Genomic DNA, 25,659 nt, shown 5'->3' with positions numbered 1-25,659 from the left:
GCCCACTTATTTGAAAGGGTGTTGTCATGCGTGCTGTCGCGCTCGAATCCGTCCCCTCGTCCCCTGCCGTGACCGATGTGGACACTCCTCGCCCGCAGGCCGGGGAACTGCTGGTCAAGGTGGCCGCCGCCTCGCTGAACGGCATCGACATCGCCACCGCCGCCGGCTACACGCAGGGGTTTATGGAGCACCGGTTCCCGCTGGTCCTCGGCCAGGACTTCGCGGGCACCGTCGAGGCGCTCGGCGAGGGTGTGGACGGCTTCGCGGTCGGCGACGCGGTCTTCGGTGTCGTGCTGAAGCCGTACCTGGGCGCCGGTTCGCTGGCCGAGTACGTCACCGTGCCCGCCGGACACGGAGTCGCCCGCATCCCCGCGGGCCTGAAGGTGGAAGACGCGGGCGCGCTGGGCGTGGCCGGGGCCACTGCTCTGGTGAGCCTGGACGCGGTGACCCTGGCCGAGGGTGAGACGGTGCTGATCTCCGGGGCCGCCGGCGGGGTGGGTTCGCTGGCGGTGCAGCTCGCCGCGGCCCGCGGCGCGAAGGTGATCGCGACCGCCCGCCCCGGCGCGCAGACCGACTTCGTCACCGGCCTGACCGCCGCGGAGGTCCACGTGGTCGACTTCACCGCCGATCTGGAGGCGCAGGTCCGTGCGATCGCCCCGGACGGTGTCGACACGGTGCTGCACCTGGCGGGCGACGGCGCCCAGCTGGCCGCTCTGCTACGGCCGGGCGGACAGCTCGCCTCCGCCACCGGGCTGACCCAGGACGACGTGAAGGGGCAGGACGTCACCGTCCACTCGATCATGGCCAACCCCGATGCCCCGATCCTGACCTCGCTGGCCGCGCAGGTCGCCTCTGGAGCACTGCGCGTGCCGGTCACCGCCACCTACCCGCTGGAGCAGGCCACGGAGGCGTTCACCGCCTTCGGCGCCAGTACCCCGGGCAAGATCGCCGTCTCCTGCTCCTGACACACGTCCAACGAAAGAGAAACCACCGTGCCCACCATCGCCATCGTCGGCGCCGGCCCCGGTATGGGCCTGGCCATCGCCCGCACCTTCGGCAGCCGCGGCTTCCGTGTCGCCCTGATCTCCCGCACCAAGGAGAAGCTTCAGACGCTGGTCGGCCAACTCGGCCAGGAAGGCATCACCGCGGAGGCGTTCACCGCCGATGTCCTGGACCGGCCTTCCCTGACCGCCGCCCTGGACGCCGTGAAGGCCCGCTTCGGCGGCATCGACGTACTGGAGTACTCGCCGGCCGCGCACTCCCCGATGCCCGGTCTCACTCTGGCCGCCCCCTCGGAGGTCACGGCGGACAATCTTCAGCCGCAGATCGAATACGTCTTCTACGGCGCCGTGGCCGCCGCGCGCACCGTGCTGCCCGCGATGCGCGAGGCGGGCGCCGGCACCCTGCTGTTCACAAGCGGCGGCGGTTCGGTGGATCCCATCCCCATGCTCGGCAACGTCAACGCCGCCGGCGCGGCCCTGCGCAACTGGGTGATCAACCTGGGCAAGGAGCTGGCCGGCAGCGGGGTGCACGCCGCCCACGTAGCCATCAACGTCTGGATCGGCGACGGCGGCCCGGAGGGCTTCCCTAGAGCCACGCCCGAGCAGATCGCCCCCATCTATTGGGACCTGCACGAAAACCGCGACCGCTCCGAAGCCGTCTTCAACGCCTGACCGCCCCCTTCTGTCAACGAATCCGTACGGACTGACACAACCTCACTGACATAAAGCCGACACATCGCAGCGAATTTGATACGGCGATGTCGGGTCGCGCCAGGAGATGGTGGCTCGCCTGTGAGGCGGCGAGCCGCCTGGATGTGGTTGCTCTCAGAGCCTTAGCAGGTTGTTGAGTTCGTTGGTTGTGAGGGTTTGTTCGATGGGGTTGCTGACGGCTGCGACCGTGAGGTTCCCGTTGGCGGCGTGCAGAGCGTGCTGGAGGCCGAGAAGCATGTAGAGGCTGCCGGTGTCGCAGAAGGTGACCTTGGTCAGGTCGAGGAACAGGCGGCGGACGCCGGACTCGACGTAGTCGACCGCGGTGTCGCAGAGGGCTCCAACGCTGGCGACGTCGAGTTCACCGGCGACGGCCAGTGTCAGGGTGTCGCCGTCGGCGGAGCGCGCCGGGTTGATGGTCAGTCGTAGGTCCCACGATCCAAGGACGAAGCGGTCCATGGCCTCCTCCTTAGGCTCCAGTACCCACTGAGAGTCAGATGACGGGTAGTCGACCATGGGCCGGATGAAGTGGCATGGGCGCTGCTGCGGGCAGCTGTGGATCATGCCATCTCGTCCCCATTTGCACCGTATGTCGCGGCGTCCGGTCATCGCCAGACGGCTTGAAGGATCGGAAACAGCTTCTTTACCGTGCCTTTTGGCGCTGGGTGGCGCGGCGTCTGGCACGTAGGGGGCTGTTGCGTCGGTCCAGGTGATCAGGTTTTGAGTGGCGGTGATCGACGAAGCGTAGACGTCGGGCGGACCGTCGAGGGAAAGCCGCAGTCGGGAAGCTGGGTTCGCATGGCGGAGCGTCTCCTGGTCGGCTAGTGCTGTCGAGGGCGTTCACGAGGTCGGCGGTGTCGGGGTGGTGCCGGTGGCGAGGTGTCGCACGCCGGGGCCGGCCCGGCTGCGCCCCGGCCGAGCGGGTGACGGCGGGAGGGCGCGGTGCGCCAGCCGTGCCGCTCGGACCACACCAAAGCCGCAGCCGGCGCCTCAGGGTTGTCCAGGACGAGCACGGCGACGCATTCATCGTCCTCGGGGTGCTGGACGGCTGGCGTGGTGTCGGTGGTGGTCCAGCCGCGGGCGTGCAGGACGCGGGCGGCGTCGGCGTGTCCACTCGACGCCAGGAGCCTGCACGCGGCCTCGCCCACCCCCTACGCGGGCGTCGTCTGTCGCGAGGACCAGTTGGACAGCTGTCCTGACCCGGCACCCGACACCGGGCAGCCGCACACCTATCCGGAAGGCTCAGAGCCGGCACGCGCACGGGCCACTGGACAGCCCCTCCGGCGCCGCGTCACCGCCGACGACGTCCGCCGGCGATGTCGACGGCCATGAACCCGCCCCGGGCGCCTCGAGCCTGCACTCCATGCTCCTGGTCCCGCTGCGGGCACGCGGCAGCTCGCTGGGACTCGCACAGTTCATCCGCCGTCAAATCCCTTCGACGACGAACTGCTGTCGGCCCAGGAGATGGCCTCCAGAGCGGCGGCGAACTTCGCGCATGACCCCTGCGCCCGAGCCCCCCGGGCCTCAACACGGCTGTGGCGCACGACGGCCCGAGGAGCCTCGAAGGCCGGCGCTCAGGTGCTGCGGGTGTCTTCGCGGAGTTGGGCGAGCAGCTGCCCGGCCGCGGCCGAGGGTCCGTGTACTGCGAGGGTGAGGCGCGGACGCGGGCGTCGTGGGTGACTGCCGAACGCGACGGTTGAGTGACCGTCACGAGGGGCGGCGGTCCCCAGCCCGACAGGGGTGGATCGAGTCAGGCCTCGGAGATCACGGTGTTCCCTGCTGCGTCCGGGGGTGCCGAACGACCTGGCGAAGCTGTTTCTCCACTTCGTATCGATTGAGACCCTTCGACCTCGCGTACTGGGTCACGGCAGCCTGGACCGTTACAGCAGCAGCGCGCCACACCCGGCGCTGCCGGTCGCGCTCCTGGTGGTCGGTGAGCTGTTCCAGTTGCGCGCTCGCGTCGTCGGCTGTCTGCTGCAACTCCACGAGCTCAGTGGGCAGACCGCTCGAGTGCAGCGTGGGGCGGGTGGCGGCTGCGGGCTGAACCGAGGCCGTCTGCTCCTCTACGGGTGCTGGCTGGGCCGGGATCTGGGCGTCGGGGAGCGTCGGGCCGGGGGCCGGAGTGTCCGCGGTGGGAAGGGACGGCTTGCAGGTTGGCCGGTTACGGCTGGCGCGAGCAGGCGGGTTGGGCTCCTGGGCGGGCGGCAGCTGGGTGTCGTCGCTGCGGAGATCTTCGAGGCGGTCACGGTCGGCGTCGGTGACCCAGAAGCGGTGCGTCGTAGCACCGACACGGAACTGCACCGGCACGATGGTGCCGGCCGCAGTCCGGCGCACCAGGTCGTCGAACAGGACGTCGCGTGGTTTGGGTGTGGCGTGGAAGCGGCCGCACCGGCGCACACCGTTGGGGCAGGGATACACGGCGTGGATGTCGCAGTGCCAGAAGTCCAGGGCACGGAAGCCGGAGACGACGCGCAGGTCGCCGTTCTTGGCGATGACGTAGGCCGGCAGGTTGTTGCTGCGGGTCCAGTGCGTGTCGTTGCGGCGCGCGTAGTCGGATCGGTCGGTGTGCCAGGCGGGAGTGATGCCGTTCTTCTCGGCCCTTGCCGCGCGGGCGCGGACGCTGCGGGGCCCGTGCATGCCTGCGGACGACAGCTGTACCTCCCAGCCGATGCGGCGTCCGCCGTCGCCTTCGACGAGGGTGTCGGTCTGGATCCAGCTGCGGCCCACACGGGTGCGGACCTCGCTGTCGGCCCGGAAACCGTCCTCCTGCGCGACCCGCAGAATACGTTCTTGGTACGCCTTGTGCTCGTCGCTCATGGGCACGTTGTGGCGGTCCTCGTCCTCGGCCTTCTCATGGACGGCTTCGCGGCGTCCCGCACGCAGCCGCAGGTGCAGCCAGGCTTCCACCCCGGCCTCCTGGCACACGCCACCGCACTGCAGATCCCGCTCGGCAACCGGCACGCCCCGCGCCGCATACAGCCGGTCGGTGCGATAGACGGTCTCCCACAGATCCGGAAACTCCGAATGCCCCAGATCATCCCGGGTCAGGTCCAAAAAGATCCGCAACTTCGTGTGCCAGACGATATTGGCCACCCACTACCACCTCTCTGCGTGAGACCCAGCAAAAGGACAGTAGGACGCACCACTGACAACCGGCAGGCCGCACGCACTGGGCAAGAGCGGAAAACGGTCACGCGCAACGCAGGCTGTCTGGCTGTGAACAAGCAGGCAATGCCGCACGTCCTGAAAGCAGTTCCAGGCACTGTGACGCCGGCGTGCCCGCTTGGTCCCACTCGGACCATTGAAGAGCAAGCTCAGTGCGTGTCCTACGTTTCAGGGACGGGCTCGGGCCGGTCATTCGTACGATCGGTGGGCCCGGGGCTCCGGGTATGGCTCAGTGCCTGTCGCCGCGGGATGGCTCCAGAAACTTGGCCGCCCGGAGCCCGCGACGACTCGACCGCTGATTGGGATACGCGACTTGATCGCTTCGTAGGACAGTGCCGGCGAGGTCGTCTGCAGGGTGAACGTGACGACGAGCTGGCGGAGGTGACCGTGCCCGAGATCTGGTCCGGGTTAGACATCGGCAAGCAACACCACCACTGCGTGGTGATCGACGAGAAGGGCGAGCGGCTTCTCTCCCGGCGGGTCCCTAACGACGAAGCCCAACTCCTGGAACTGATCACCGACGTCCTGGCCCTCTCCCAGGACGTGCTCTGGGCCGTCGATATCAACCGCGGCGGCGGCGCCTTGGTCATCGGTCTGCTGCTCAACCACGGCCAGCCGATGGTCTACCTGCCGGGCCTGAGCGTGCACCACGCCTCCGCCGCCTACCGGGGCCAGGGTAAGACGGACGCGAAGGACGCACACATCATCGCCGACCAGGCCCGGATGCGCCGCGACCTCGGCATCCTCCGGCCCGGTGACGAAGTGGCTGTCGACTTACGCCTCCTCACCGCCCGCCGCACCGACCTGGTCTGCGACCGCACGCGGCAGATCAACCGGCTCCGGGCCCAGCTGCTGGAGATCTTCCCCGCACTCGAACGCGCCCAAGGGGCACCTGCCGCTGCCGCAGCGGCTTGACAACGGCATTGGGAAGTTCCTGATCCTCGTGGGCACGTTCCGCCAGCGCGCCAAAATCTGTCGACAAGCACGTGCGCGATGGAGACAATCCGGGGCCATGGTCGCTGCCATCGAACCCGCGCTTCCGGAGCTCACGGCGCGTCGCCCGGATCTGGCGGCAAGCTGGTGAGGGACGCTGTGTTCCCCGTGCTGTGGCTCTGCGGTCCGCCAGGAGTCGGTAAGACCACGGTCGCCTGGGAGATGTACTCCCACTTCGTACGAGCCGGGATCGAGTGCGGTTTCGTTGACATTGACCAGTTGGGGATCTGCTACCCCGAGCCTGCTGGGGATCCAGGGCGGCACCGAATGAAGGCACGCAACGTTGATGCGGTGGTGGCCGGTTTCCGGGCGGCCGGCGCCCGGTGTCTCATGGTTTCGGGTGTGGTCGATCCCGCCTGCGGAGTGCATTTCGACCAGATTCCGCAGGCCGCGGTGACGGTCTGCCGCCTGCGTGCCGACCGGGAGGTGCTTCGGCAGCGGTTCACCGGTCGCGGAGGTCCTGCCGAGCTGGTCGACGAGGTACTGCGGGAAGCCGACGCCCTGGACGCGAGCACCTTCGCGGATGCCTGCGTCGACAGCAGCGGATTGCTGGTGAACGAGGTGGCGCGGGGCGTCGGGGAGCGAACCGGCGGATGGCCGGCCTCGGCTCTTGGCCGGTCAGCTGACGCGCTCGAGCCGTCGGCGGTCACCGCTGCGGGCAGCAGCTCAGCCTCGGCACAGGCGGAGCCTTCCGCCGATCTTCCGGTTCTGTGGCTCTGCGGCGCGACCGGCGTCGGCAAGTCGACGGTCGGCTTTGAGGTCTACCAAAGAGTCCTGGGCACTGGTGCCACCGCCGCGTATCTCGATCTCGACCAGCTCGGCTTCTGCCGCCCGGTTCGGAATGATCCCGCCAACCACCGGCTCAAGGCCCGCAACCTGGCCGCCGTATGGCGGACTTACCGTGCGGCCGGCGCCCAGTGCTTGATCATGTCCGGCCCGGTCGAGGACGAGGCCACGGTCAAGGCGTACGCTGAGGCGCTGCCTGCAGCCGAGCTCACGCTGTGCCGACTGCACGCCGGACGGCAGCACCTGACGGAACGCATCATGTCCCGCGGACAAGGCGGCAGTTGGGCCCAACCGGGCGACCCGTTGCGGGGGCAGTCCGTCACACGCCTGCTCCATGTCGCCGACCAGGCGGTGGCATCGGCCGCCGGCCTGGAAGATGCCGGGATCGGTGATCTGCGCATCGACACCGACGGACATACCGTCGAACAGGTAGCCGACGCGATCACCGCCGATGCCGTCTTGTCAGAGCTAGTCACCTAAGGACTGTCCGGCGGATCTTGTTGTTCGGTTGGTTGCGGTTCACCCGTCGGTTGCACTGTCAACTCCGTTCGCTAATCTCTGCGGCCATGACTGAGAGCACAACCGAAGCTTGGCCGGAACCTCCACTCGCCGGCACCGAGGCAGCAGCCATACTCGGCGCCCTCGAACGCCAGCGGGCTACCCTGGCCTGGAAGTGCTCCGGCCTGGACGCCTCCGGCCTTCGCGCCACGCTCGGCACGTCCACCGTCACTCTGGGCGGCCTTCTCAAGCACCTGGCGCACGTAGAAGACAGTCACTTCGCCCGGCTGTGGCTCGGCTCCCCCGTCGGGGCTCCCTGGGACAGCGTCGACTGGGACAGCACCCCCGACTGGGACTACCGCTCCGCTGCGGAGGACACCCCCGAGCAACTGCGCGCTCTCTGGCAGGAATCAGTCGCCCGTTCCCGTGTCATCGTCGACAAGGCGCTCAACACGGGCGGGCTGGACCAGCTCGGCGCCTACGTCACCCGTAGGGGTGAACGCCCCAACCTCCGCCGCATTCTCCTTGACCTCATCGAGGAGTACGCACGCCACGCCGGTCACGCCGACCTCATCCGTGAATTGGTCGACGGGCTCACAGGCGAGGACCCGCCGAGGTGAATTGAAGTACGTCGTGGAGGGATGGTCAGCCTTCATCATGCTCACCCCTGATGACGGCGAGTTCCCGTGGCCCGACTCGGGCACGTCCGTCTGGTCTCCGAACACCTGCGGCGAGGCGACCGGCAGGTCCGCGTACCAGTCGTAGAACGACGGCATCGGCGCGCCGATGAGCGAGTGGAAGCGCGCCCCGACCGCGTGCGAGGCCATCGACATCGCCGGGATGGGCGAGAAGCCGGCGATCCGGTCTCCGGTGATCTCCTCCCATGCCAGGACCGGATCTCCGCCGAGCCGGCGTTTGGCGCCCCGGAACATTTCCACGAGCACACCCCGCGCATGCGGACAGCGCACCCACGTGGGCGAGTACGTGTACCAGGAGAACGACGCACCGCGCGGGCAGCCCCGTGGCTCGTAGTCCGGCCGGTCCGGGCCGGCCGAGGGGTTGTCCGTCGCCTGTGTCTCCCAGGTGATCAGACCGTCCTTGACGTACACCTGCCACGAACACGACCCGGTGCAGTTGACTCCGTGAGTAGAGCGCACGACCCGGCCGCGTGCCCAACGGTCCGTGTACGGTTGGCTGTTGACCGGTTGGCCGGTTCGGAACACTGCCCGCCGGCTGGGGCCGCCTTTCAGCTTTCAGCCGCGCCGCGACGCACCCAGCCGTCTCAGCTCCTCACCGGTGAGGCGGATCCCACCCGCCGCCACGTTCTCCACGAGGTGGTCCGGGTTGCCCGTGCCCGGTATGGCGAGGACGTGTGGGCCCTGGTGCAGGGTCCAGGCGATGCGGATCTGCGCGGGACTCGCACCGTGGGCCCTGGCCACGGCGCGTACCTCCTCGTCGTGGGCGGTGGTGGCGCCGTGCTCCCCGCTCTCGCCGGCGATCGCGTAGAACGGCACGAAGGCGATGCCCTGTTCACCGCAGATCCGCAGCAGTTCGTCGGTGGCGGGGTCCGGACGGTCGATGGCGTACCGATTCTGCACACAGACCACCGGAGCGACGGCCTGCGCCTCGGCCAGGTGGCGGGGCTCGACGTTGGAGATGCCCAGGTGCCGGATGAGACCCGCCTCGCGCAGTTCCGCGAGGGCACCGAAGTGCTCGGCGATCGAGTCGTACTTCGGCATCCGGCGCAGGTTGACCACATCGAGGTGGTCCCGGCCGAGCTGCCGCAGGTTCTCCTCGACGTGCCCGCGCAGGTCCTCGGGGCGGGCCGAGGTGCCCCACTCCCCCGAGTACGCCCGGTACGGGCCCACCTTGGTCACGATCACCAGGTCGTCCGGGTACGGCGCCAGCGCGCTGTTGATGAGTTCGTTGGCGGAGCGCAGCGACGAGAAGTAGAAGGCGGCCGTGTCGATGTGGTTCACGCCGAGGTCGATCGCCGTGCGCAGGACGGCGATCGACCGGTCGCGGTCACCTGGTGTGCCGTGGTGGAAGGCAGCGCTGCCCGTCAGCCGCATCGCGCCGAAGCCGAGGCGGTGGACGGGCAGGTCGCCGAGTTTCCAGGTGCCCGCGGTGTCCGCGGTGATCGTCTGTGAGCTCATCGGCGGAGTCTCACACGCGGCGCACGGACCGGCGTAGCCGTTTTACGGATACATGTACGAGTTGAGGGTGGCGACGGCGGAGGCCGGGCTGCCGAGGTCGTAGTGGTCCACGGCGAGGAAGGTGGGCTTCTTCCGGGCGGCTGGCTGGCAGAACCGCCGGGCCCGGTCGGCGAGTTTGCTGTTGTCCGTGCCGGCCGTTCCGGCGATCGGGACGTCACGGAAGTGGTTCATGACGAACAGCGGGCGGAATCCGGGTTCGGTGCGGGTCAGCGGGATGTTGGTACCGGCGTCGTACCAACGGCTGTAGCAGGACCAGTCGGAGGAGCCGATGCCGGAACCCATGGACCAGTAGTTCTCGACGGTCCATTCGCGCTGGTACATGACGCCGAAGCCGTCCCTGGTCAGGCCCGCGGCCTGGTCGGCCGAGCGGCTGTGGTCGGTGAAGATCAGGAGCCGGTCGTTCGCGGCGATCAAATCGGCCATGGCCGGCCAGCCGTTCTGCCGGACGCCGGTGCGGTCGGGCCGGTAGAGCACGTCCGACAGGCCGTCGACGCGGGCGAGTTCGGCGCGCAGGACGCCCGGGTCGACGTAGTCCTCCAGGAAGACGGTGACGAACTGGTCGGGGTGGGCCTCGAGGAAGTCGACCATGCGCTGGAGGTCGACCCAGAGGGCGACGGGCCTGCTGACGAGGGTGCAGCTGTTGTGGCAGAGGATCGCGCCGTCCGGGGTCTGGTGGATGTCCAGCATGAATCCGCGGACACCGTCTGCGAGTTGCCGCTCGATGCCGCGGGTCTGGTTGGGCACGAGGTTGACGAAGGGCGGGGCGAAGCCGCCGTCGACGCCGTTGGCGTACGCGTTGTGCGTGGTGAGGAACGTGACCTGGTCCAGGGTGCGCCGGTCCTCGGGCGGCATGGGGGCGGTGGCGGGGTCGACGGGGGTGAGGTACCAGGCGGCGAGATCACCTGCCCCGCCGACCGTGAGCCGGGCCGGGTAGGTGGAGCCGGACGGCTGGGGAGCCACCGTCAGGTGACGCGTGGTGCCCGGGGCCTTGAGCGTGTACCGGTCGTCCCCGGCCGGGGTGATCTCCCAGGCGGCGTCGGCACTCGTACAGGCGACGGTCGCGGCCTGGTCGCCGCTGCGGCCGAGGCAGTGGCCCGGCACCTCGGTGTTCTCCAGGAGGTGGGAGACCCCGTCCGGCTTCAGCCGCCACTGCTGGCGGTCCTCGTTGCCGCGGGGTCTGTGCTGCTCGACGGCTCCACCGCTGTCGGCCGCGTTGAGCCCGGTCGTGGCGCTCTGGACGTAGTACGTGCCCGGCGCCGGAACGGCCGCGGCGGCGGGCTGGGGTGCCACGACCGCGGCGGCCAGCGCGACGGTCGTGGCGAGCAGGACGTGGGGGGTGCGCATGGGAGGTGCCCTTCATCCGACGTAGGTCAGGTGCATGACATCCCGCATGACACCACGCCCGCGGCCTCAGCAGTAGAGGTTGCCGCCGGGGGACGTCCCGAGGATCTGTGTGAACCGCTGGTAGTTGCTGACGCGGCTCTGCACCTGCGCCGGGTTCTTGCCGTCGCACTCCAGGGAGCCGTTGATGCTGCGGATGGTCTGGCCGAAGCCGGCACCGTTGACCATGGCGTTGTGGGGCGTCATGCTGCCGGGACCGGTCTGGGTGTTCCAGTACCACAGGGCCGTCTTCCAGGCCACGGCGGCGTCGTTCTGCACCAGCCAGGGGTTGTTGAGCAGGTCGATGCCGAGCGCGTCGCCCGCGGCCTTGTAGTTGAAGTTCCAGCTGAGCTGGATCGGGCCCCGCCCGTAGTAGGCGGCCTGGCCGGCCGGACAGCCGTAGGGCCGGCCCCAGTCGCAGTAGTGCGGGTAGTTGGCGGTGTTCTGCTCCACCACGTGCACCAGACCGCCGGTCTCGTGACCGACGTTGGCGAGGAAGGCCGCGGCCTCCTGCTTCTTCACCGTGTCGCTGCCGGTGCCCGCGAAGCCGGGGTAGGCGCTCAGGGCCGCGGTGAGGCCGCTGTAGGTGTAGAAGGAATTCCGGTTCGGGAACATCTGGTTGAACTGCGCCTCGGTCACCACGAACCGCCCGTTGGGCGTGCCCGGACCGCTGTCGCAGGCGTACGGCTCCCAGTACCAGGTGCTGATGGTCGGGTCGTAGCCCGGGTTGGCGTGCTCGGCGATGTACGCCTTGCCGTCGGTGTAGCGGACGATGTCGCCGGCGGCGTACGACTTCCCCGCCACCCAGCTCGGGTAGCTGGAGCACGCGGCGGCGGAGGCGCTGGAGGCGGGCAGGAGCACGGGCGCGGTGCCCGCGAGGACGAGGGTGGCCAGGACGGCGGAGACACGGCGTCTCGACACGGGATCAACTCCTTCGCGGAGCACGGCCGCACCCGACAAGGGCAGGGCGGAGCAGAGCCTTGACCGCGCGCACCGGTGGACCGGTCACACGTGGGGGCGGCCGTGGTGGGGGTGTGGAGGCACACTCAACCGCTTTGGTCTGTACCAGTCAAGGGTGTAGACCAGTCATCCGTACGACGGCTGCCTCAGACGTGCGCCTGTTCCTCCAGCGCCGCCGCCAGCCGGGCCAGCAGGGACCGCAACAGGCGGTCGTCGCCGTCGCCGAGAGCCGGCCGGCCGGCGCGGACCGCGTGGTCGACACGCTGCCAGTACTCCCGGCCGCGCGGGGTGAGATGGGCGAGGACGCGACGGCGGTCGTACGGGTCGACCCGGCGGTGCACGAGGTTCTGGTCGACGAGCTGGTCGATGAGCTTGGTCAGCGTCGGGGGCGGCAGGAGGGCGGCCTCGGCGATCGCCGTCATGTGGTAGCCCTCGCCGTCGGACAGCAGGGACAGCACCCGCCACGCGTCGAGCGAGCAGCCCTCCCCCTCCAGCACGGCTTGCAGCCGCCGCGCCGCGAGCCGTTCGGCCCGCGTCAGCAGATGCACGAGGTCGTCGGGCCGACGCGGCGTTGGGGGAAGCATCCCTGCTCCTAGCTCAAGAGGGGTGTCCATCGTAGGAGACGCACTGGAGTTCGTCCGGGCGAGCCGGAATCATGACGCCATGTTCCGGCACGACCTTTCCGCGCCCGAGTGGTACACGGCCGACGACTCCGTGCTCGGCGTGGCGCTCGTCTTTCCCCTGCAGGGGCCGGCCGGGATCTTCGGGCCCACCTGCGAGCTGTGCGCGCGGCTGGCCGCCGAGGAGGTCAACCGGGACGGCGGCGTGCTCAGCAGGGAGTTGCGGCTGGTGCCGGTCGACGGCTCGGGGCCGCCGCACGAGGTCGCCGCCCACGTCGAGGAGCTGGTGGACCTGGGCGTCGTCCAGGGCGTCACGGGCTGGCACATCTCCTCGGTGCGCCGGGCGGTGGCGCCGAGGATCGCGCACCGAGTCCCGTACGTGTACACCGCGCTGTACGAGGGCGGTGAGAACACCGCGGGTGTCTTCCTGACCAGCGAGACCCCGCGCGACCAACTGTGGCCCGCGATGGACCTGCTGGCGCGCGAGCGCCGGGTGCGGCGGTGGTTCGTGGTGGGCAACGACTACGTGTGGCCCCGGCGTACGGCCCGGGCGGCCCGCGGGTACGCGCACGCGTCGGGCGGGTGCGTCGCCGGCGAGGCCTATCTCCCGCTCGGCACCCACGACTTCGAGCCGGTGCTGCGGCGCATCGAGCATGCGGACGCCGACGGGGTGCTGATGCTGCTCGTCGGCAGCGACGCGGTGCGCTTCAACCGGGCCTTCGCCACGCACGGCCTGCACGCGCGCTGTCTGCGGCTCAGCACGCTGATGGACGAGAACATGCTGATGGCGAGCGGCCCGGCGGCCACCGAGGACCTCTACAGCACGGCCGGTTTCTTCGCCTCGCTGGCCAACCGGGACGCCCTCGACTTCCACGGCCGGTACGCGGCCCGCTTCGGCCTCGAGGCGCCCTCCGTCGGCAGCCTGGGCGAGTCCTGCTACGAGGGCGTGCTGCTGCTGGCCGCACTGTTGAGGAGGGCCGGGACACTGGAGGTGACGGCGATCGGGGCAGCGGCGGGCGCGGTCTCGTACGAGGGCCCGCGCGGGCTGCTGCACCTGCGGGACGCGCATGTGCGGCAGCGGATCTACCTGGCACGGGCCGACGGGCTCGACTTCGACGTGCTCACGGAGCTGGATCCGCGCCTCTGACCGGCTCGTCCGGTCCGCGTCGCCGGGTGAGCGCCCTCCTGCGGCTGTCGAGGAAAGCACGTTCCGCCGGATTCTCGGCGAGCGCGGCAGCCTTCTCGTAGGCCCGGACGGCCTCGGTGTCCCGGCCCAGGCGGCGCAGCAGATCGGCGCGGACGGCGTGGAAGACGTGGTAGCCGTCGAGGCCGAGGGCGTCCACCAGGACGAGGGCCGGCCCCGGGCCGTCGGTCTCGGCCACGGCGACGGCCCGGTTCAGCGCCACGACCGGGCTGGGGGTGATCACCATGAGCTGGTCGTACAGCTGCCGGATCTGGGCCCAGTCGGTGGCTTCCGCGCTGGGCGCGTCGCTGTGCACGGCCTGGACGGCGGCCTGGCACTGGTAGGGCCCGGGCCGGTTCCGGCGCAGGCAGCGGCGGACGAGTGCCTGTCCCTCGGCGATCAGATCGCGGTCCCAGCGGGTCCGGTCCTGCTCGGGCAGCGGCACCAGTTCACCGCGGTCGCTCTCGCGGGCGTCGCGGCGTGACTCGACCAGGAGCATCAGCGCGAGCAGGCCGGTCGCCTCGGGTTCGTCCGGCATGAGCGCGGTGAGCAGCCGCCCGAGCCGCAGTGCTTCCGCGCACAGCTCGGGCGAGCCCTCGTACCCCTGGTTGAAGATCAGGTAGACGACGGCCAGGACTCCGCCGAGCCGGTCGGGCAGGTCGGCGTCGCGGGGCACCCGGTACGGGATGCCGGCGTCGCGGATCTTCGCCTTCGCGCGGACCAGCCGCTGCGCCATCGTCGGCTCCGGCACCAGGAAGGCACGGGCGATCTGCGCCGTGGTGAGGCCGCCGAGGAGTCTGAGGGTCAGGGCGACCCGGGACCGGAGGGCGAGCGCGGGGTGGCAGCAGGTGAAGATCAGGCGGAGCCGGTCGTCGCGCACGGGGCCCTCCTCGGGCGGTGCGTCGGGGGCGTGCAGCAGGGCCGCCTCGGCGTGCCGGGCGGGCCGGGACGACTCGCGGCGCAGGCGGTCGACGGCCCGGTTGCGGGCGGTGGTGATGATCCACCCGGCCGGGCTCGGGGGCACGCCGGTCTCCGGCCAGCGCCGGACCGCCGTGGTGAAGGCGTCCTGGACCGCTTCCTCGGCGAGGTCGATGTCGCCGAGGAAGCGGACGAGGACGGCGACCGCGCGCCCGTACTCCGCGCGGAAGACCGCCTCGACATCCACATCCATCAGTCGGCGTCTCCCATGAAGGGGCGCACCTCGATCGGCAGGGTGGTGGCCAGGGCCGCCTTGCGCCCCCATTCCAGAGCGGCGTCCAGATCGGGTGCCTTGACCAGGCAGATACCGCCGAGCATCTCCTTGCCCTCGGCGTACGGCCCGTCGGTGATCAGGACGTCGCCGTCGCCGGGCCGCAGCACGGTGGCGGACTCCGGGCCGTGCAGCCCTCCGGCGAAGACCCACGCGCCCGCCTCCCGCAGTTCCCGGTGGAAGGCGTCGAGGTTCTCGCCGATCTCCTCGAGGGCCTCGGGGGCGGGCGGGTCGCCGACCGGTTGCATCACGCTGAGCAGGTAGTACTTCATCACGGGTCTCCTCGGCCTCTGGTCGTCCGGGTGTCCTTGCACCTCCTACACGAACGACACGCCCCCGGATCGACAACCCGCGCCGCGGGACCGCGAGAATTTCCCTCATGACCACCACGCCCCATCCCCTCGTCACCTCCGCACGGCGGCTGGCGCGCGACCTCCTCGTCCCGTACGCCGAGCGCGTCGACCAGGAGGGCGTGCCGGCGAGCCACCTAGAGGCGGTGAAGCGGTCGGGGCTGCTCGGGGTGGGCGCGCCCCGGGACTACGGCGGGGCGGACGCGCCCGTCGCCGTGGCGCGGGAGACCGCGGAGATCCTGGCGGGGGCGTGCTGCTCCACGTGGTTCGTGCAGACACAGCACCACACACCGGTGAAGCTGATCGCCACCTACGACTCACCGGTCCGGGAGAAGCTGTTGCGCCCGCTGGCGACCGGCGAGTCGCTGGCCGGTATCGCGTACGCCCATGTCCGTGCCTTCCCCCGCGTTCCCGTCCGGGCCGTGCCGGAGCGGGGCGGCTGGCGCTTCGAGGGCAGGGTGCCGTGGTACACGGGCTGGGGCCTGAACGACGTGTTGCTGCTGGCGGGTGTGACGGACACGGCCGAGGTGGTGTTCGTCGTCGCCGAGGCCCGTGAGCAGCCGGGGATGCGCCCGTCGGCGCCGATGCGGCTCGCGGCCCTCGGCGCCGCCCGGACGGTCTCCCTGCACCTGGACGGCCTGTGGGTGCCGGAGGAGGCCGTCGTGCTGCGCACCCCGCGGGAGGAGTTCGCCCTGGTCGACCTGCCCAGGGCCGCCAACGCCAGTCCGGCCGTGTTCGGAGTGGCGGAGGCGGCGCTGGACCTGGTGGCGCGGAGCCCTGACGGTGAGGGGCCGGCCCGGTCGCTGCGAGCCCGGCTCGACGAGGTCCGGCGTGAGGCCTATGCCCTGGCCGACCATCCCGTTCCGCACGAGTCCGTGCCGGCCCGTCTGGCGGTGAAGACCAGGGCGCAGGACGTGCTGCGCGCTGCCACGACCGCGGCGATCGTGTCCGGGGGCGGCCGGTCCATGGCCCTGGACAGCCGGGCCCAGCGGCTGGCACGCGAGGGGATGTTCCTGCTGGTGCAGGGGCAGACGGCCGAGGCACGCCGGACGCACCTCGACGCGCTGGCCACCGGTTAGCCGAGCTTCCGGCGGTCCCCGCTAGTCGATGGGGGGCAGCGCCGGGCGGTCGGCGCGGGACGGGACCTTTCCGCAGAACTCGGCTTCGATCACGTCGGTGTAGAGCGAGGGGTCCGGGAGCCAGTCGCCGTTGATGTTGAACGTCAGCTGGTGTTCCCCGTCCGGGGTGCCGACCATGGCGGACAGGGAGCCGTTGGTACGGCCGCTCTTGCCCACCACCCGGACACCGCAGGACAGCTCGGCGAACTCGACGCCGAGTCCGTACCCGAGCCCGCCCCCGGCCGGGACCTCGTCGAGCATCTCCCGCATCTGCGCCCGGGGCAGTAACTCGCCCTTGATCAGGGCCCGCTGGAAGCGGTTGAGGTCGCCGCTGGTGGAGATGACGTCACCCGCCGCGCCCAGCCAGGTCATGTTCTGTTCGGTGGCGTCGTGGATCTCGGCGTCGGGCGTCTCCTGGTGGAGCCGGGAGTAGCCGACGGGGTGCGGCTTCGGCATCCGCGGCGCCGCACCCGGGAAGGACGTGCCGCGCAGCTTCAGCGGCCGGACGATACGGCGGGTGATCTCCTGCGCGTACGAGCGGCCCGTCGCCTTCTCGATGACCATGCCGGCGATGACGAAGTTGGTGTTCGAGTACGACGGTGCCGTCCGCGGGTCGGGCAGTGGCGGGTGCTTCAGGGCGACCGCCACGAGTTCTTCGGGCGTGTGCGTGTCGTACCGGTGTTCCGGGAAGCCGGGGCCTGCGGCCTCGTGGTGGAACGCCGGGTCGTCGGTGTAGTTGGCTATGCCGCTGGTGTGGTTGAGGAGCTGACGCAGGGTGACCTCGTCGCCGTCGTAGCCGTTGCCGCGCAGCAAACCGGGCAGCCACGTCTCGACGGTGTCGTCCAGGCTCAGTCTGCCCTCCGCCTCCAGTTGGAGCAGGACGGTCGCCACGAACGTCTTGGTGATGCTGGCGCCGCGGAAATGGTCGGCGGCCGAACGCTCCCGTTTCGTGGCGGTGTCCGCGTAGCCGGACGCCGCGAACCAAGTGCCTCTGCGGTCGCGGGCCTTCGCCGCCACTCCGGGGAGTCCGCCCTTGGCGACGACGTCGTGCAGCGCGGCTCTGGTCGCCTCATGGCCGTGTCCCTGCTGTGCCGCCTGTGCCGCCGGGGCCAGTGCGGCTCCGGCGGCGGTCAACGCCATGGCCAGTGCTGACGAGACAGTGCGTGCGGTCCGCTGCTTCATGGATGTGCGCCTCCTGGTCACCGAGGGGCAACGCCTGCCCCCGGTGCCGAGGACGCCGAAGGCGGGCCCCGCGGTTGATCGTCAGCTCGCCACGGCCAGGAGCGGGGTGCGGCCGAGTGCCGTGGAGAACCGGTCCACGACCTGGGTGAGTGCCTCGGCGGCGGACGGTGCGACGGTCAGGGAGCCGTCGTCGTGCACGGTGAGATCCTTGTCGAGGGTGAACCAGCCCTGCACCGTGTGGGCCGCGCCCATGGAGGTGAGCACGGGACGCAGGGCGTAGTCGATGGCCAGGACGTGGGCGATGCTTCCCCCGGTGGCGAGGGGCAGCACGGTCTTGCCGGTGAGGGCGTACTGCGGGAGCAGATCCAGCAGGGCCTTGAGGACGCCGGAGTAGGACGCCTTGTAGACGGGGGTGCCGATGACGACGCCGTCGGCACGCGCGAACAACTCGGTGGCCTCGACGATGGCGGGGTGCCGGAAGTCCGCGCCGAGCAGGGCATCGGCCGGGATGGTGCGGACGTCGAGCGGGATCACGTCGTGGCCCTGGGCGACGAGTCGTTCGTCCAGGTGGCGCAGCAGTCGGCCGGTGCGGGAGGAGGCGGAAGGGCTTCCGGAGACGGACAGGACGGTGGCCATGTGTTCTCTTTTCCGGGAGAGGCGCGACTGCGCGGGGCAGCACCGAATCCGGGAGGGCGCTGGTGGAGGGGCATGACACGACGCCGGATTCAGGCGTGAGGGAAAGACACCGCACTTGACGGTTCGTCGGTGAAGCGGGTTTCGACCGAGGGCCTGTACGGCGGTGTGGAGAAGCGGCGAGCCGGGAGACTCAGGCTGCGGCGCGACAGAAAGCGCTGGAGACGCGTGCGAGGTCGACGTGGCGTCGCCGCGTGAGGTCCAGTCGCATGGTCATGCCACCGATCGTGGCAGTGACGAATGAGGGCCGTCAAGCGATCCGCGGCTCATCTCGTATCCCGGACCAGGCATTTCGGGAAGGGGTGCCCGGAGTCCCCCGGGTGCCCCGGCAGTTGTGTTCAGTCGTCGTCCGTCGGCACCACCACGAGGAACGCGTCCGATTCCAGGTCCATCACGACGGTGGCGGGCTCGCCCTCCGCGCGGCGGCGTGCCGCGTACTCCTCCGCCGGCCACGATCCCCGCGGCGCTCCCGCCGGAAACCGCTCCAACACCTTCGCGCTCGTGGCCGCTGACACGTCCGCTGCCCTCCCTGTCCCGGACCGCCCGCCGGGGCGGCGCCGATCGGTCACTGTCGTACACATCCGGCTGCCCCCGATCCGCCCGGACATGTACCGCCCGGTATGACACCACAGCCCCCACCGACCTCTACACATAAAGGGAAAATAAGAGCAGAATGAGCTTACGCGGCGCTTACCGCATACCCCACCAGACGCGGTCGCCCTGTAAGACGAAGGAGACGAGTCATGGCCAACGTCTCGCCCACCAGTGGTGACATAGCCAGCCACCCTGATGCCTCCGAAATGCGGGCCCGGTACGCCCGCATGCTCGGTGGTCGTGATGTGGCGCTCGTGGACGGACCGGTGTTCCTGCTCGGTCTGTACTGCGCCGCCTCCCCGTGGATAGTCCACTACACGACCAGCCAGCCGCCGCTCGTCACCCACAACCTGATCATGGGGATCGCGATCGGCCTGCTGGCGCTCGGGTTCACGCGCGCTCCCGAGCGCATGTACGGCCTGAGCTGGGCCATGTGCGCCCTCGGGGTGTGGATGATCATCGCGCCCTGGATCGTCGGCGACAGCCCGGACGCCGGTGTCGTGTGGAACAACGTCGTCATCGGCGCACTGGCCGTGATCCTGGGGCTGGTGTGCGCCGGCACGGCGGCGAAAGCCACACCGAGGCCCTAGACCCCGCTGAAGGAACTCCGCCGGAAGGGAGCTGAGGACCCGTCCGCGGACGTGCGCGACGGAGAGAAACCCAGCATCCAGCATCCGGTGTGCCGTGGCCCGGTGGCCCGGCACACCGGAGTCTTGTCGTCGGCCTTGTCGACCGGCGGGGCCGGTGTGTCAGCGGCCGGCCGACAGCATCGCGTCCAGCCCCTCTCTGCTGGACGGGTACCGCGGCGTCCAGCCCAGTTCGTGCTCCGCCCGGGCGCAGGAGACCCGGAGCCGTGACGCCATCACCGTGTGCGCGTACGACATGGGTTTCATCAGCCACAGGGGTACGGTCATCGGTTTCGGCAGCCCGAAGGCCACGGCAACGCTCTCGACATGGGCGCGGAAGCCGAGCGGTGTGCGGTCCGCGATGTTGTACGCCCGCCCCGGCCGCCCGTGTTCCACGGCGGCGACCACGGCGCGGGCGGCGTCGGTGAGCTCCACCCACGGCAGCACCCGCCCGTGGTCGGCGGGCATGGGCAGTTGCCGCTTCCGCAGCAGGGGCAGCAGCGCATCGGTACCGCCGGGGCCGTAGAACAGGCCGAAGCGGAGCGCGACGCCCTCCAGCCCCTCCGATGCGAAGGCGAGCCGCTCCTTGGTCCGCATGGCCGCGATGTGCCGCTCCAGCCGCGGTGTCCTGCCGCGCGGGCCGAACGGGTCGTCCTCGGTGAGCGGGCGGTCGCCGTGGTCCCCGAAGCCGTAGCCGAAGACCATCGACTCCACGACGAGGCGTCGGGCACCGGTGAGCCGGGCGGCCTCGACGAGGTGGGCCGTGCCCTCGGTGCGCAGCACGTCGGTCGCGTACATGTCGCGGTCGCGCACGGGGGGCTTGCGCAGGGCCGTCGCGGCGTGGATCACGGTGTCGAAGTGGTGCCCGTCGACGGCGCGCAGCAGGGCGTCGCGGTCCGTGAGGTCGGCGCGGACGCCGTTGTCCGGGCCCCGGCCGAGCCCGGTGACCTTGTGGCCCGCCTCGGTCAGGGCGTGGGTGACGTGCCGGCCGAGGACTCCGCTCGCGCCGGCGAGGAGAATGCTCTGGTTCTTCTGGTTCGTCGTCATGAGAATGCGACGGATCGGGCGGGCGGGGATGTGACATCAGGGCGGCGGGAGCCGTCCGGGGTCTGTGTCGGCTACGGCGTCGTGCGGTTACGGCCTGCATTCGTGTACTCGTAGGGCGTCGTCGCGGTCAGCGGTACGAAGCCGAGGCGTTCCAGGATGGGGCGGCTCTGGCTGGAGGCGTCGACCTGGAGGCAGCGGTAGCCGCGAGCCTCGGCGACGCGGGCGCGATGGGCCACCAGGGAGCGGTAGATGCCGCGCCCGCGCCAGCCCTCGACGGTGCCGCCGCCCCACAGGCCGGCGAACCGCGTGCCGGGCACGAGTTCCATACGGGCCGCGCTCACCGGCTCGTCTCCGGCCATCGCCACCACGGCGACCACGGTGTCCGGGTCGGCTGCGAGCCGGGCGAGCAGCTGGTGGCGCAGCCAGGAGCTGTCCTCGCCGAACGCCTTCTCGTGGACGTCGGCCACGAGATCGACTCCCGTGGGATCGGTGACCGGCATGACGCGGACACCCGGCGGCGTGGTGGCGCCGAGGTCCAGACCCGCGATCTCGCCGATCATCAGCGTCTCCTCGGAGCCGGGTGTGAACCCGGCCGCGCGGAGCCGGGGCCCCAGGTCCGCCGGACGGTCGTGTCCGTAGAGCTTCCACTCGAAGTCCAGGCCGAGCGCGGTGTAGTGACCGATCTGCTCCGCGATCGCCGCGTCCGCCGTGGCCTCGTCGAGGGCGGACCACACCACGCCGTTCCAGCCCTGCGGGGTGCTGACGCAGCGCACCACGTCACCGGACCGCTCGACCCGCGCGTCGAGGCCGTCCGGCCGCGCTCCCTCGCGCAGCTCACGGTCGAAGAGGTCGAGCAGCGCGGCGTGATCCATATGTGGCATGGGCACACCCCACCATCGGCCGGGCAGCCGGGCAACGGGTTTTTCCTGTGCCGCCGCGGGCTCCGACCGCCGTAGAGTCCTGTCGATCGCGTCGTCACGAGGAAGGGCCCGGCACCATGGTCGTCAAGGACTCGGAACTGCCGTACCTGCGCCGCTGCGTGGAGCTCGCGGCCGAGGCACTGGACGCCGGGGACGAGCCGTTCGGTTCGGTGCTGGTGGGCGGCGACGGCACGGTCCTCGGTGAGGATCACAACCGGGTGGCCTCGGGCGATCACACCCGGCATCCCGAGTTCGAACTGGCGCGCTGGTCGGCCGCTCATCTCACGCCCGAGGAGCGGGCTGCGGCCACCGTCTACACGTCCGGGGAGCACTGCCCGATGTGCGCGGCCGCGCACGCCTGGGTCGGCCTGGGACGCATCGTCTACGTCGCCTCGTCCGAGCAACTCGCAACCTGGCTGGGCGAGTTGGGAGTCCCCGCGCCGCCAGTGCGGGCACTCCCCGTCCACGATGTCGCACCGGGCGTGGTCGTGGACGGCCCGGTGCCGGAACTGACGGACCGGATCCGGGAGTTGCACACGCGGTTCCATGCGGGACGCGACTGAACCGCTGACGGGGACGGCTGGGGCGGTGCGAGGGGCGCTGTTCCCGTGGCCGCCCCAGCCGTGCGATCAGCCGTGCGTCCCGGAGCGGAAGCGACGGCGGAGGACCACTCCGCCGAGCACGAGCGCCGCGCTCGCCGCCACGGTCTGGAGGGTGTGGTCCGCGCCCGTGTGGGCCAGGGCCTCCGTGTGCCGCGGGGTGTGCGGGGCCGGTTCGGGGGTCGTCCGGGCCCGGGGCGGGGTGGACGGTTTCGGGGTCGGCTTCCGGTGGTGGGGCCGGTCCGGGCGCACGGGGCGGTCGCCGGGGGTGTTCGAGGACTCGTTGCCCACCGACGCGTTGCCGACGCCGACCACGTTCACGGTGTTGCCGGTGACGTTGACCGGCACGTCGACGGGCAGTTGCACGGCGTTGCCGGAGGCCACGCCCGGTGCATGGGCTGCGCCGCCCTCGGCGGCCGCACCGCCGCCGGACCTGCTGCCCGGCCGGTCGCCGGGCCGGTCCTTGTTCGCGCACGTGTTGCCGGCGGCCGGATTGAGCAGTCCCACCACGTTCACGGTGTTCCCGCACACGTTCACCGGGACGTGCACCGGCAGCTGAACCGTGCTGCCGGAGACCACCCCGGGCGAACCGGCCGCCGAGCCGTCCGCCCCGGAACCGGCGTACGCGGGGACGGTCACGGCCATCGCGCCCGAGGCGGCGGCGACGGCGATCACACCGTTTCGGGTAACCCGTCTCATAGGGTCCCTGCCTTCCAGACATCGTCGCGGGCACTCACCCGCACGGGATAAAACGCGGACGCCCGATCCTGGTTAGTGGCTAATCGGCCTTTCACTCCATCGAGCGGCCCGGTTGTCGAACTAGCGGTAAAGCCCTTCGTATGTGCGACGCGGCCGCGCGGCGCAGGGCGCCCCGCCCGCCCGGCTCGCCCGGAGGCGGGGTTTCCGGTGCCCGCATATGGTGAGCGAGGGCGCCGGTACCCGGTCCGCCGTGGGGCGCCCCCTGGAGGCATCGATGCTGGCCAAGCTGTCCACGCGCCCCTCGGTCCGGCGCTGCGCCGTCACCGGCGCGGCCGGGCTGGCCCTGCTGGGTGCGGGGCTCCCGGCCGCGGACGACCCCCCGCCCGGCCTGTCGCGCTTCTACGACCAGAAGGTCACCTGGTCGGCCTGCGCGGGGCCGGACATGCCGAAGGACCTCCGGTGCGGGAAGGTCACCGTCCCGCTCGACTACGCCGCACCCGGGAAAGGGACCCTCGATCTCGCCGTGGCCCGCTTCCGGGCCACCGGCGAGTCCCGGGGCTCGGTACTGCTGAACTTCGGTGGCCCCGGCGGTCAGGGCGTGGGACAACTCGCGGTCGCGGGCAAGGAGTTCATGGGCCTGACGAACGGCTATGACGTGGTCGGTTTCGATCCCCGCGGCGTCGGCCGCTCCTCGCCGGTGAGCTGCGGGAACGCCTCCGGAGGGGCACTGGACGAGACGGACGGCGACGCCGCCGTGGCCGAGCCGCAGGCCGTGCTGGAGAAGCTGCGCGAGGCCGCGGCCGAGTGCACCGAGCATTCGGGCCCCGTCCTGCCCCACATCGGCACGGTGAACGCCGCCCGCGACCTGGACGTCATACGCGACGCGCTCGGCGATGCCAAGCTCAACTACCTGGGCTTCTCCTACGGGAGCCGGCTGGGCGCGGTGTACGCGGCCCAGTTCCCCGGCAAGGTCGGCAGGATGGTGCTGGACGGCGTCGACACACTGACCGAGCCGCTGTCCGAGCAGGGTCTGGTGAGCGCGCAGAGTCAGCAGGCCGCCCTGGAGAACTTCCTCACCTGGTGCACGGAGGACATCGCCTGTCCGTTCGGGCAGAACCCACGGGAGGCCCGGGAGGACGTCGTCCGAGTCGTCGAGTCGCTGGACGAGGACCCGGTGCCGACGGACTTCGGCGAGGCCTTCTCCGGGCAGGACTTCGTGGGGGCCCTCGCTCAGGGCCTCTACAGCAGAGATCTCTGGCCTTCACTCCAGCGGGCCATCGCGCAGCTGCTGGAGGACGGCGACACCCGCGGTCTGGAGGTCTTCGCGTCCGGGGGCGTCACCCTGCCGCCGCTGCGCCCCCACCTCGGACTGGTCGACCCGGAGGACGTGCCCCTGGACAACCTGCCGGCGGCGCTGATGGCGGTGAACTGCGCGGACGATCCCGACCGCCCGGCCGCCGCCCAGGTCGCCAGGGATCTCGGCCGGCTGCGCACCCGGTACGAACAGGCGTCCCCGGTCTTCGGCCGGTACCGGCTCACCCAGGTGCTGATGTGCTACGGCCGCCCCAAGGGCACCGCCTTCATCCGGGACGAGGTCAAGGACGTCGACACTACGAGGATGCTGCTCGTCGGCACCCGGGGCGACCCCGCCACCCCGTACCGCTGGACGGTGGAGACGGCCGAGCGGCTCGGATCGTCGGCCGTGGTGCTCGACAACCGGGGTGAAGGGCACACCGGCTACGGCTCCTCCAAGTGCGTGCACCGCAAGGTCGACGCGTTCCTGCTGTACGGCACTCTCCCGCCGAACGGCAGTTCCTGCGGTCCCGACCGCGACCCCGAACCTTCCTGAGCAGGGCGTACGCACTCCGGCGTCCGTTATCGCATGCAGATCGATTACCCCAAATGCCCCAATGGTGGATTGGCTCTATCGTGCTGTCATGGAGCACGTTCTGAGTCCAGCGACCCTCTCCGAGCTGCGGCGCCCGCGCCCCTATCCGGCGGTCTCCGTACTGACGCCGACACACCGGCGCGAGCCCTACAACGCGCAGGACCAGGTCCGGCTGCGCAATGTCGTGGCCGAGGCCAAACGGCAGCTGGAGGCCGATCCCGCGGTCAGCCGGGAACGACGGGCCGAGGTCGCCCGGCGCCTCGACCGGGCCCTGTCGGAGGTGGACCTGACACACGCCGAGGACGGCCTGGTGATCTTCGCCGCCACCGGCGAGCACCAGGTGTGGTCGCTCAGCCGGAGCGTGCCCGAACGGGTGGTGCTCTCGGACACGTTCCTCACCCGCAACCTCGTCTCCGCGCAGACGGCCGAGCGGCCGTTCTGGGTGCTGTCGCTCGCCGCCGACCGTGTCACGCTGTGGAACGGCGGTGTGGGCCGCGTCACCGAGGCGCGCGTCGGCGGCTTCCCGCTGACCCGGCGCGTGGAGAACTTCGACCCGGAACGGCAGCAGCGGATCGGTGACCTGCCGAGCGCCTTCCGGGAGGAGCGCACCCGCCAGTTCCTGCGCGAGACCGACATCGCGATGAGCGCCGTTCTGCGGGACCACCCTCGACGGCTGTACGTGACCGGTGAGCCGGCCGCACTGACACTGCTGGAGGAGGTCGGCAGCGCCGCCGGGAGCGCGGTGCACGTCCCGCACGGCGGACTCGCGCACGGTACGCCCGAGGCGGTGTGGCAGGCCATGCGGCCGGTGCTCGAGACGGAGGCCCGCAGGAGCACGGACGCCGTGGCCCGGGCCCTCGAAAAGGCCCGTGGACGGCGGGAGTTCGCCGCCGGCGTCGACGAGCTGTGGCAGAGCGCCCGGGACGGCCGCGTCCGGCTGCTGGCGGTCGAGGAGAACTACCGTGTGACGGTCCACGACGCCGGGGACCATCTGATCCTCACCGAGGGTGACGACCTCGGCTCCCGCGAGGACATCGTGGACGAGATCGTCGAGCAGTGCCTGGAGACCGGAGCCGACGTCCGCTTCGTACCGGACGGCGTGCTCGGAGAGGCGGACGGCATAGCCGGAGTGCTGCGGTACTGAAGTCGTCGAACGCACGGCCGTCGAACACCCGGAGCAACTA

Annotated in this window: 25 protein-coding genes and 2 pseudogenes; 11 read left to right on the top strand and 16 right to left on the bottom strand. The window is 70.8% G+C overall.

Annotated elements, in window-relative coordinates:
* Positions 1-26 precede the first annotated feature (26 nt).
* Together ABZ016_RS18300 and ABZ016_RS18295 are read left to right on the top strand one after the other, a co-directional pair.
* Positions 27-965, top strand: coding sequence for an NADP-dependent oxidoreductase (locus ABZ016_RS18300; RefSeq protein WP_356917650.1), 939 nt, complete (start codon positions 27-29; stop codon positions 963-965).
* Between the two features lie 27 nt (positions 966-992).
* A complete protein-coding gene (locus ABZ016_RS18295) occupies positions 993-1,673 on the top strand; it encodes an SDR family NAD(P)-dependent oxidoreductase (RefSeq protein ID WP_356917649.1) in 681 nt (226 codons plus the stop codon).
* 153 nt (positions 1,674-1,826) lie between these two features.
* Here the strand turns inward: ABZ016_RS18295 and ABZ016_RS18290 are convergent, their stop codons facing one another.
* Positions 1,827-2,168, bottom strand: a complete 342-nt coding sequence (locus tag ABZ016_RS18290) for an STAS domain-containing protein (protein ID WP_356917648.1) — start codon at positions 2,166-2,168, stop codon at positions 1,827-1,829.
* 1,305 nt (positions 2,169-3,473) lie between these two features.
* A complete protein-coding gene (locus tag ABZ016_RS18285; protein ID WP_356917647.1) occupies positions 3,474-4,802 on the bottom strand; it encodes a hypothetical protein in 1,329 nt (442 codons plus the stop codon).
* Positions 4,803-5,261: 459 nt separating this feature from the next.
* Between ABZ016_RS18285 and ABZ016_RS18280 the strand changes: the two are divergent.
* The 3 genes and pseudogenes from ABZ016_RS18280 to ABZ016_RS18270 form a co-directional block, all read left to right on the top strand.
* Positions 5,262-5,753: pseudogene (locus ABZ016_RS18280) on the top strand (IS110 family transposase); the annotation flags it as partial.
* Between the two features lie 201 nt (positions 5,754-5,954).
* Positions 5,955-7,133 (top strand): AAA family ATPase, encoded by a 1,179-nt coding sequence (locus ABZ016_RS18275; RefSeq protein ID WP_356917646.1) that lies wholly within the window; start codon positions 5,955-5,957, stop codon positions 7,131-7,133.
* Between the two features lie 86 nt (positions 7,134-7,219).
* The gene (locus ABZ016_RS18270; protein ID WP_356917645.1) at positions 7,220-7,771 is read left to right on the top strand and encodes a DinB family protein; all 552 of its coding nucleotides are present in this window, start codon (positions 7,220-7,222) and stop codon (positions 7,769-7,771) included.
* A 69-nt stretch (positions 7,772-7,840) separates the two neighbouring features.
* Here ABZ016_RS18270 and ABZ016_RS18265 read toward each other — a convergent pair.
* The 5 genes and pseudogenes from ABZ016_RS18265 to ABZ016_RS18245 all read right to left on the bottom strand — a co-directional run.
* Positions 7,841-8,380: pseudogene (locus ABZ016_RS18265) on the bottom strand (nitrate reductase subunit alpha); the annotation flags it as partial.
* 24 nt (positions 8,381-8,404) lie between these two features.
* Positions 8,405-9,307: an aldo/keto reductase gene (locus ABZ016_RS18260; protein ID WP_356917644.1), complete on the bottom strand. Its 903-nt coding sequence runs from the start codon at positions 9,305-9,307 to the stop codon at positions 8,405-8,407.
* A 42-nt stretch (positions 9,308-9,349) separates the two neighbouring features.
* Positions 9,350-10,711, bottom strand: coding sequence for a PI-PLC domain-containing protein (locus tag ABZ016_RS18255; protein ID WP_356917643.1), 1,362 nt, complete (start codon positions 10,709-10,711; stop codon positions 9,350-9,352).
* A 66-nt stretch (positions 10,712-10,777) separates the two neighbouring features.
* Positions 10,778-11,668, bottom strand: coding sequence for a glycoside hydrolase family 19 protein (locus tag ABZ016_RS18250; protein WP_356917642.1), 891 nt, complete (start codon positions 11,666-11,668; stop codon positions 10,778-10,780).
* Between the two features lie 185 nt (positions 11,669-11,853).
* Positions 11,854-12,291 (bottom strand): MarR family transcriptional regulator, encoded by a 438-nt coding sequence (locus ABZ016_RS18245; RefSeq protein ID WP_356917641.1) that lies wholly within the window; start codon positions 12,289-12,291, stop codon positions 11,854-11,856.
* Positions 12,292-12,370: 79 nt separating this feature from the next.
* Here ABZ016_RS18245 and ABZ016_RS18240 point away from each other — a divergent pair, with 79 nt between their 5' ends.
* Positions 12,371-13,474: a substrate-binding domain-containing protein gene (locus tag ABZ016_RS18240; RefSeq protein ID WP_356917718.1), complete on the top strand. Its 1,104-nt coding sequence runs from the start codon at positions 12,371-12,373 to the stop codon at positions 13,472-13,474.
* Here the strand turns inward: ABZ016_RS18240 and ABZ016_RS18235 are convergent.
* The gene (locus tag ABZ016_RS18235) at positions 13,449-14,681 is read right to left on the bottom strand and encodes an RNA polymerase sigma factor (protein WP_356917640.1); all 1,233 of its coding nucleotides are present in this window, start codon (positions 14,679-14,681) and stop codon (positions 13,449-13,451) included. The genes ABZ016_RS18240 and ABZ016_RS18235 overlap by 26 nt on opposite strands.
* Positions 14,681-15,031: a YciI family protein gene (locus ABZ016_RS18230; protein WP_356917639.1), complete on the bottom strand. Its 351-nt coding sequence runs from the start codon at positions 15,029-15,031 to the stop codon at positions 14,681-14,683. Before ABZ016_RS18230 ends, ABZ016_RS18235 begins: the two co-directional genes overlap by 1 nt.
* A 107-nt stretch (positions 15,032-15,138) precedes the next feature.
* Between ABZ016_RS18230 and ABZ016_RS18225 the strand changes: the two genes are divergently transcribed.
* The gene (locus tag ABZ016_RS18225) at positions 15,139-16,188 is read left to right on the top strand and encodes an acyl-CoA dehydrogenase family protein (RefSeq protein WP_356917638.1); all 1,050 of its coding nucleotides are present in this window, start codon (positions 15,139-15,141) and stop codon (positions 16,186-16,188) included.
* A gap of 21 nt (positions 16,189-16,209) precedes the next feature.
* On the opposite strand, the gene ABZ016_RS18220 is transcribed toward ABZ016_RS18225, so the two are convergent.
* The 4 genes from ABZ016_RS18220 to ABZ016_RS18205 all read right to left on the bottom strand — a co-directional run bounded on the left by ABZ016_RS18220 (position 16,210) and on the right by ABZ016_RS18205 (position 18,617).
* Positions 16,210-17,409 carry a serine hydrolase domain-containing protein gene (locus ABZ016_RS18220; protein WP_356917637.1) on the bottom strand — a complete coding sequence of 400 codons (1,200 nt, stop codon included), beginning with the start codon at positions 17,407-17,409 and terminating at the stop codon, positions 16,210-16,212.
* An 81-nt stretch (positions 17,410-17,490) separates the two neighbouring features.
* The gene (ssuE, locus tag ABZ016_RS18215) at positions 17,491-18,045 is read right to left on the bottom strand and encodes an NADPH-dependent FMN reductase (RefSeq protein WP_356917636.1); all 555 of its coding nucleotides are present in this window, start codon (positions 18,043-18,045) and stop codon (positions 17,491-17,493) included.
* A 190-nt stretch (positions 18,046-18,235) separates the two neighbouring features.
* Positions 18,236-18,313, bottom strand: coding sequence for a putative leader peptide (locus tag ABZ016_RS18210; RefSeq protein ID WP_356917717.1), 78 nt, complete (start codon positions 18,311-18,313; stop codon positions 18,236-18,238).
* Positions 18,314-18,440: 127 nt separating this feature from the next.
* On the bottom strand, positions 18,441-18,617 hold the full coding sequence (locus ABZ016_RS18205) for a hypothetical protein (protein ID WP_356917635.1): 177 nt from the start codon (positions 18,615-18,617) through the stop codon (positions 18,441-18,443).
* A 228-nt stretch (positions 18,618-18,845) separates the two neighbouring features.
* On the opposite strand from ABZ016_RS18205, the gene ABZ016_RS18200 reads away from it, so the two are divergent.
* On the top strand, positions 18,846-19,286 hold the full coding sequence (locus ABZ016_RS18200; protein WP_356917634.1) for an SPW repeat protein: 441 nt from the start codon (positions 18,846-18,848) through the stop codon (positions 19,284-19,286).
* A gap of 159 nt (positions 19,287-19,445) precedes the next feature.
* On the opposite strand, the gene ABZ016_RS18195 is transcribed toward ABZ016_RS18200, so the two are convergent.
* Both ABZ016_RS18195 and ABZ016_RS18190 read right to left on the bottom strand, forming a co-directional pair.
* Positions 19,446-20,369 carry an NAD(P)-dependent oxidoreductase gene (locus ABZ016_RS18195; RefSeq protein ID WP_356917633.1) on the bottom strand — a complete coding sequence of 308 codons (924 nt, stop codon included), beginning with the start codon at positions 20,367-20,369 and terminating at the stop codon, positions 19,446-19,448.
* A gap of 71 nt (positions 20,370-20,440) precedes the next feature.
* Entirely contained in the window at positions 20,441-21,241 is an 801-nt protein-coding gene (locus ABZ016_RS18190; protein ID WP_356917716.1) for a GNAT family N-acetyltransferase, read from the bottom strand.
* A 125-nt stretch (positions 21,242-21,366) separates the two neighbouring features.
* On the opposite strand from ABZ016_RS18190, the gene ABZ016_RS18185 reads away from it, so the two are divergent.
* Positions 21,367-21,852 carry a nucleoside deaminase gene (locus ABZ016_RS18185; protein ID WP_356917632.1) on the top strand — a complete coding sequence of 162 codons (486 nt, stop codon included), beginning with the start codon at positions 21,367-21,369 and terminating at the stop codon, positions 21,850-21,852.
* A gap of 66 nt (positions 21,853-21,918) precedes the next feature.
* On the opposite strand, the gene ABZ016_RS18180 is transcribed toward ABZ016_RS18185, so the two are convergent.
* The gene (locus ABZ016_RS18180) at positions 21,919-22,587 is read right to left on the bottom strand and encodes a chaplin (RefSeq protein WP_356917631.1); all 669 of its coding nucleotides are present in this window, start codon (positions 22,585-22,587) and stop codon (positions 21,919-21,921) included.
* Between the two features lie 274 nt (positions 22,588-22,861).
* Between ABZ016_RS18180 and ABZ016_RS18175 the strand changes: the two genes are divergently transcribed.
* Entirely contained in the window at positions 22,862-24,436 is a 1,575-nt protein-coding gene (locus ABZ016_RS18175; protein WP_356917715.1) for an alpha/beta hydrolase, read from the top strand.
* 88 nt (positions 24,437-24,524) lie between these two features.
* Positions 24,525-25,619 carry a chemotaxis protein gene (locus tag ABZ016_RS18170; protein ID WP_356917630.1) on the top strand — a complete coding sequence of 365 codons (1,095 nt, stop codon included), beginning with the start codon at positions 24,525-24,527 and terminating at the stop codon, positions 25,617-25,619.
* The last annotated feature ends 40 nt before the right edge of the window (positions 25,620-25,659 follow it).

Origin of the sequence: Streptomyces sp. NPDC006372 (genome assembly GCF_040612515.1) — a bacterium.
In the GTDB taxonomy this organism is placed as follows: Bacteria; Actinomycetota; Actinomycetes; order Streptomycetales; family Streptomycetaceae; genus Streptomyces.
The sequence above is the reverse complement of the archived record's forward strand: the minus strand, read 5'-3'. Positions and strand labels throughout refer to the sequence as shown.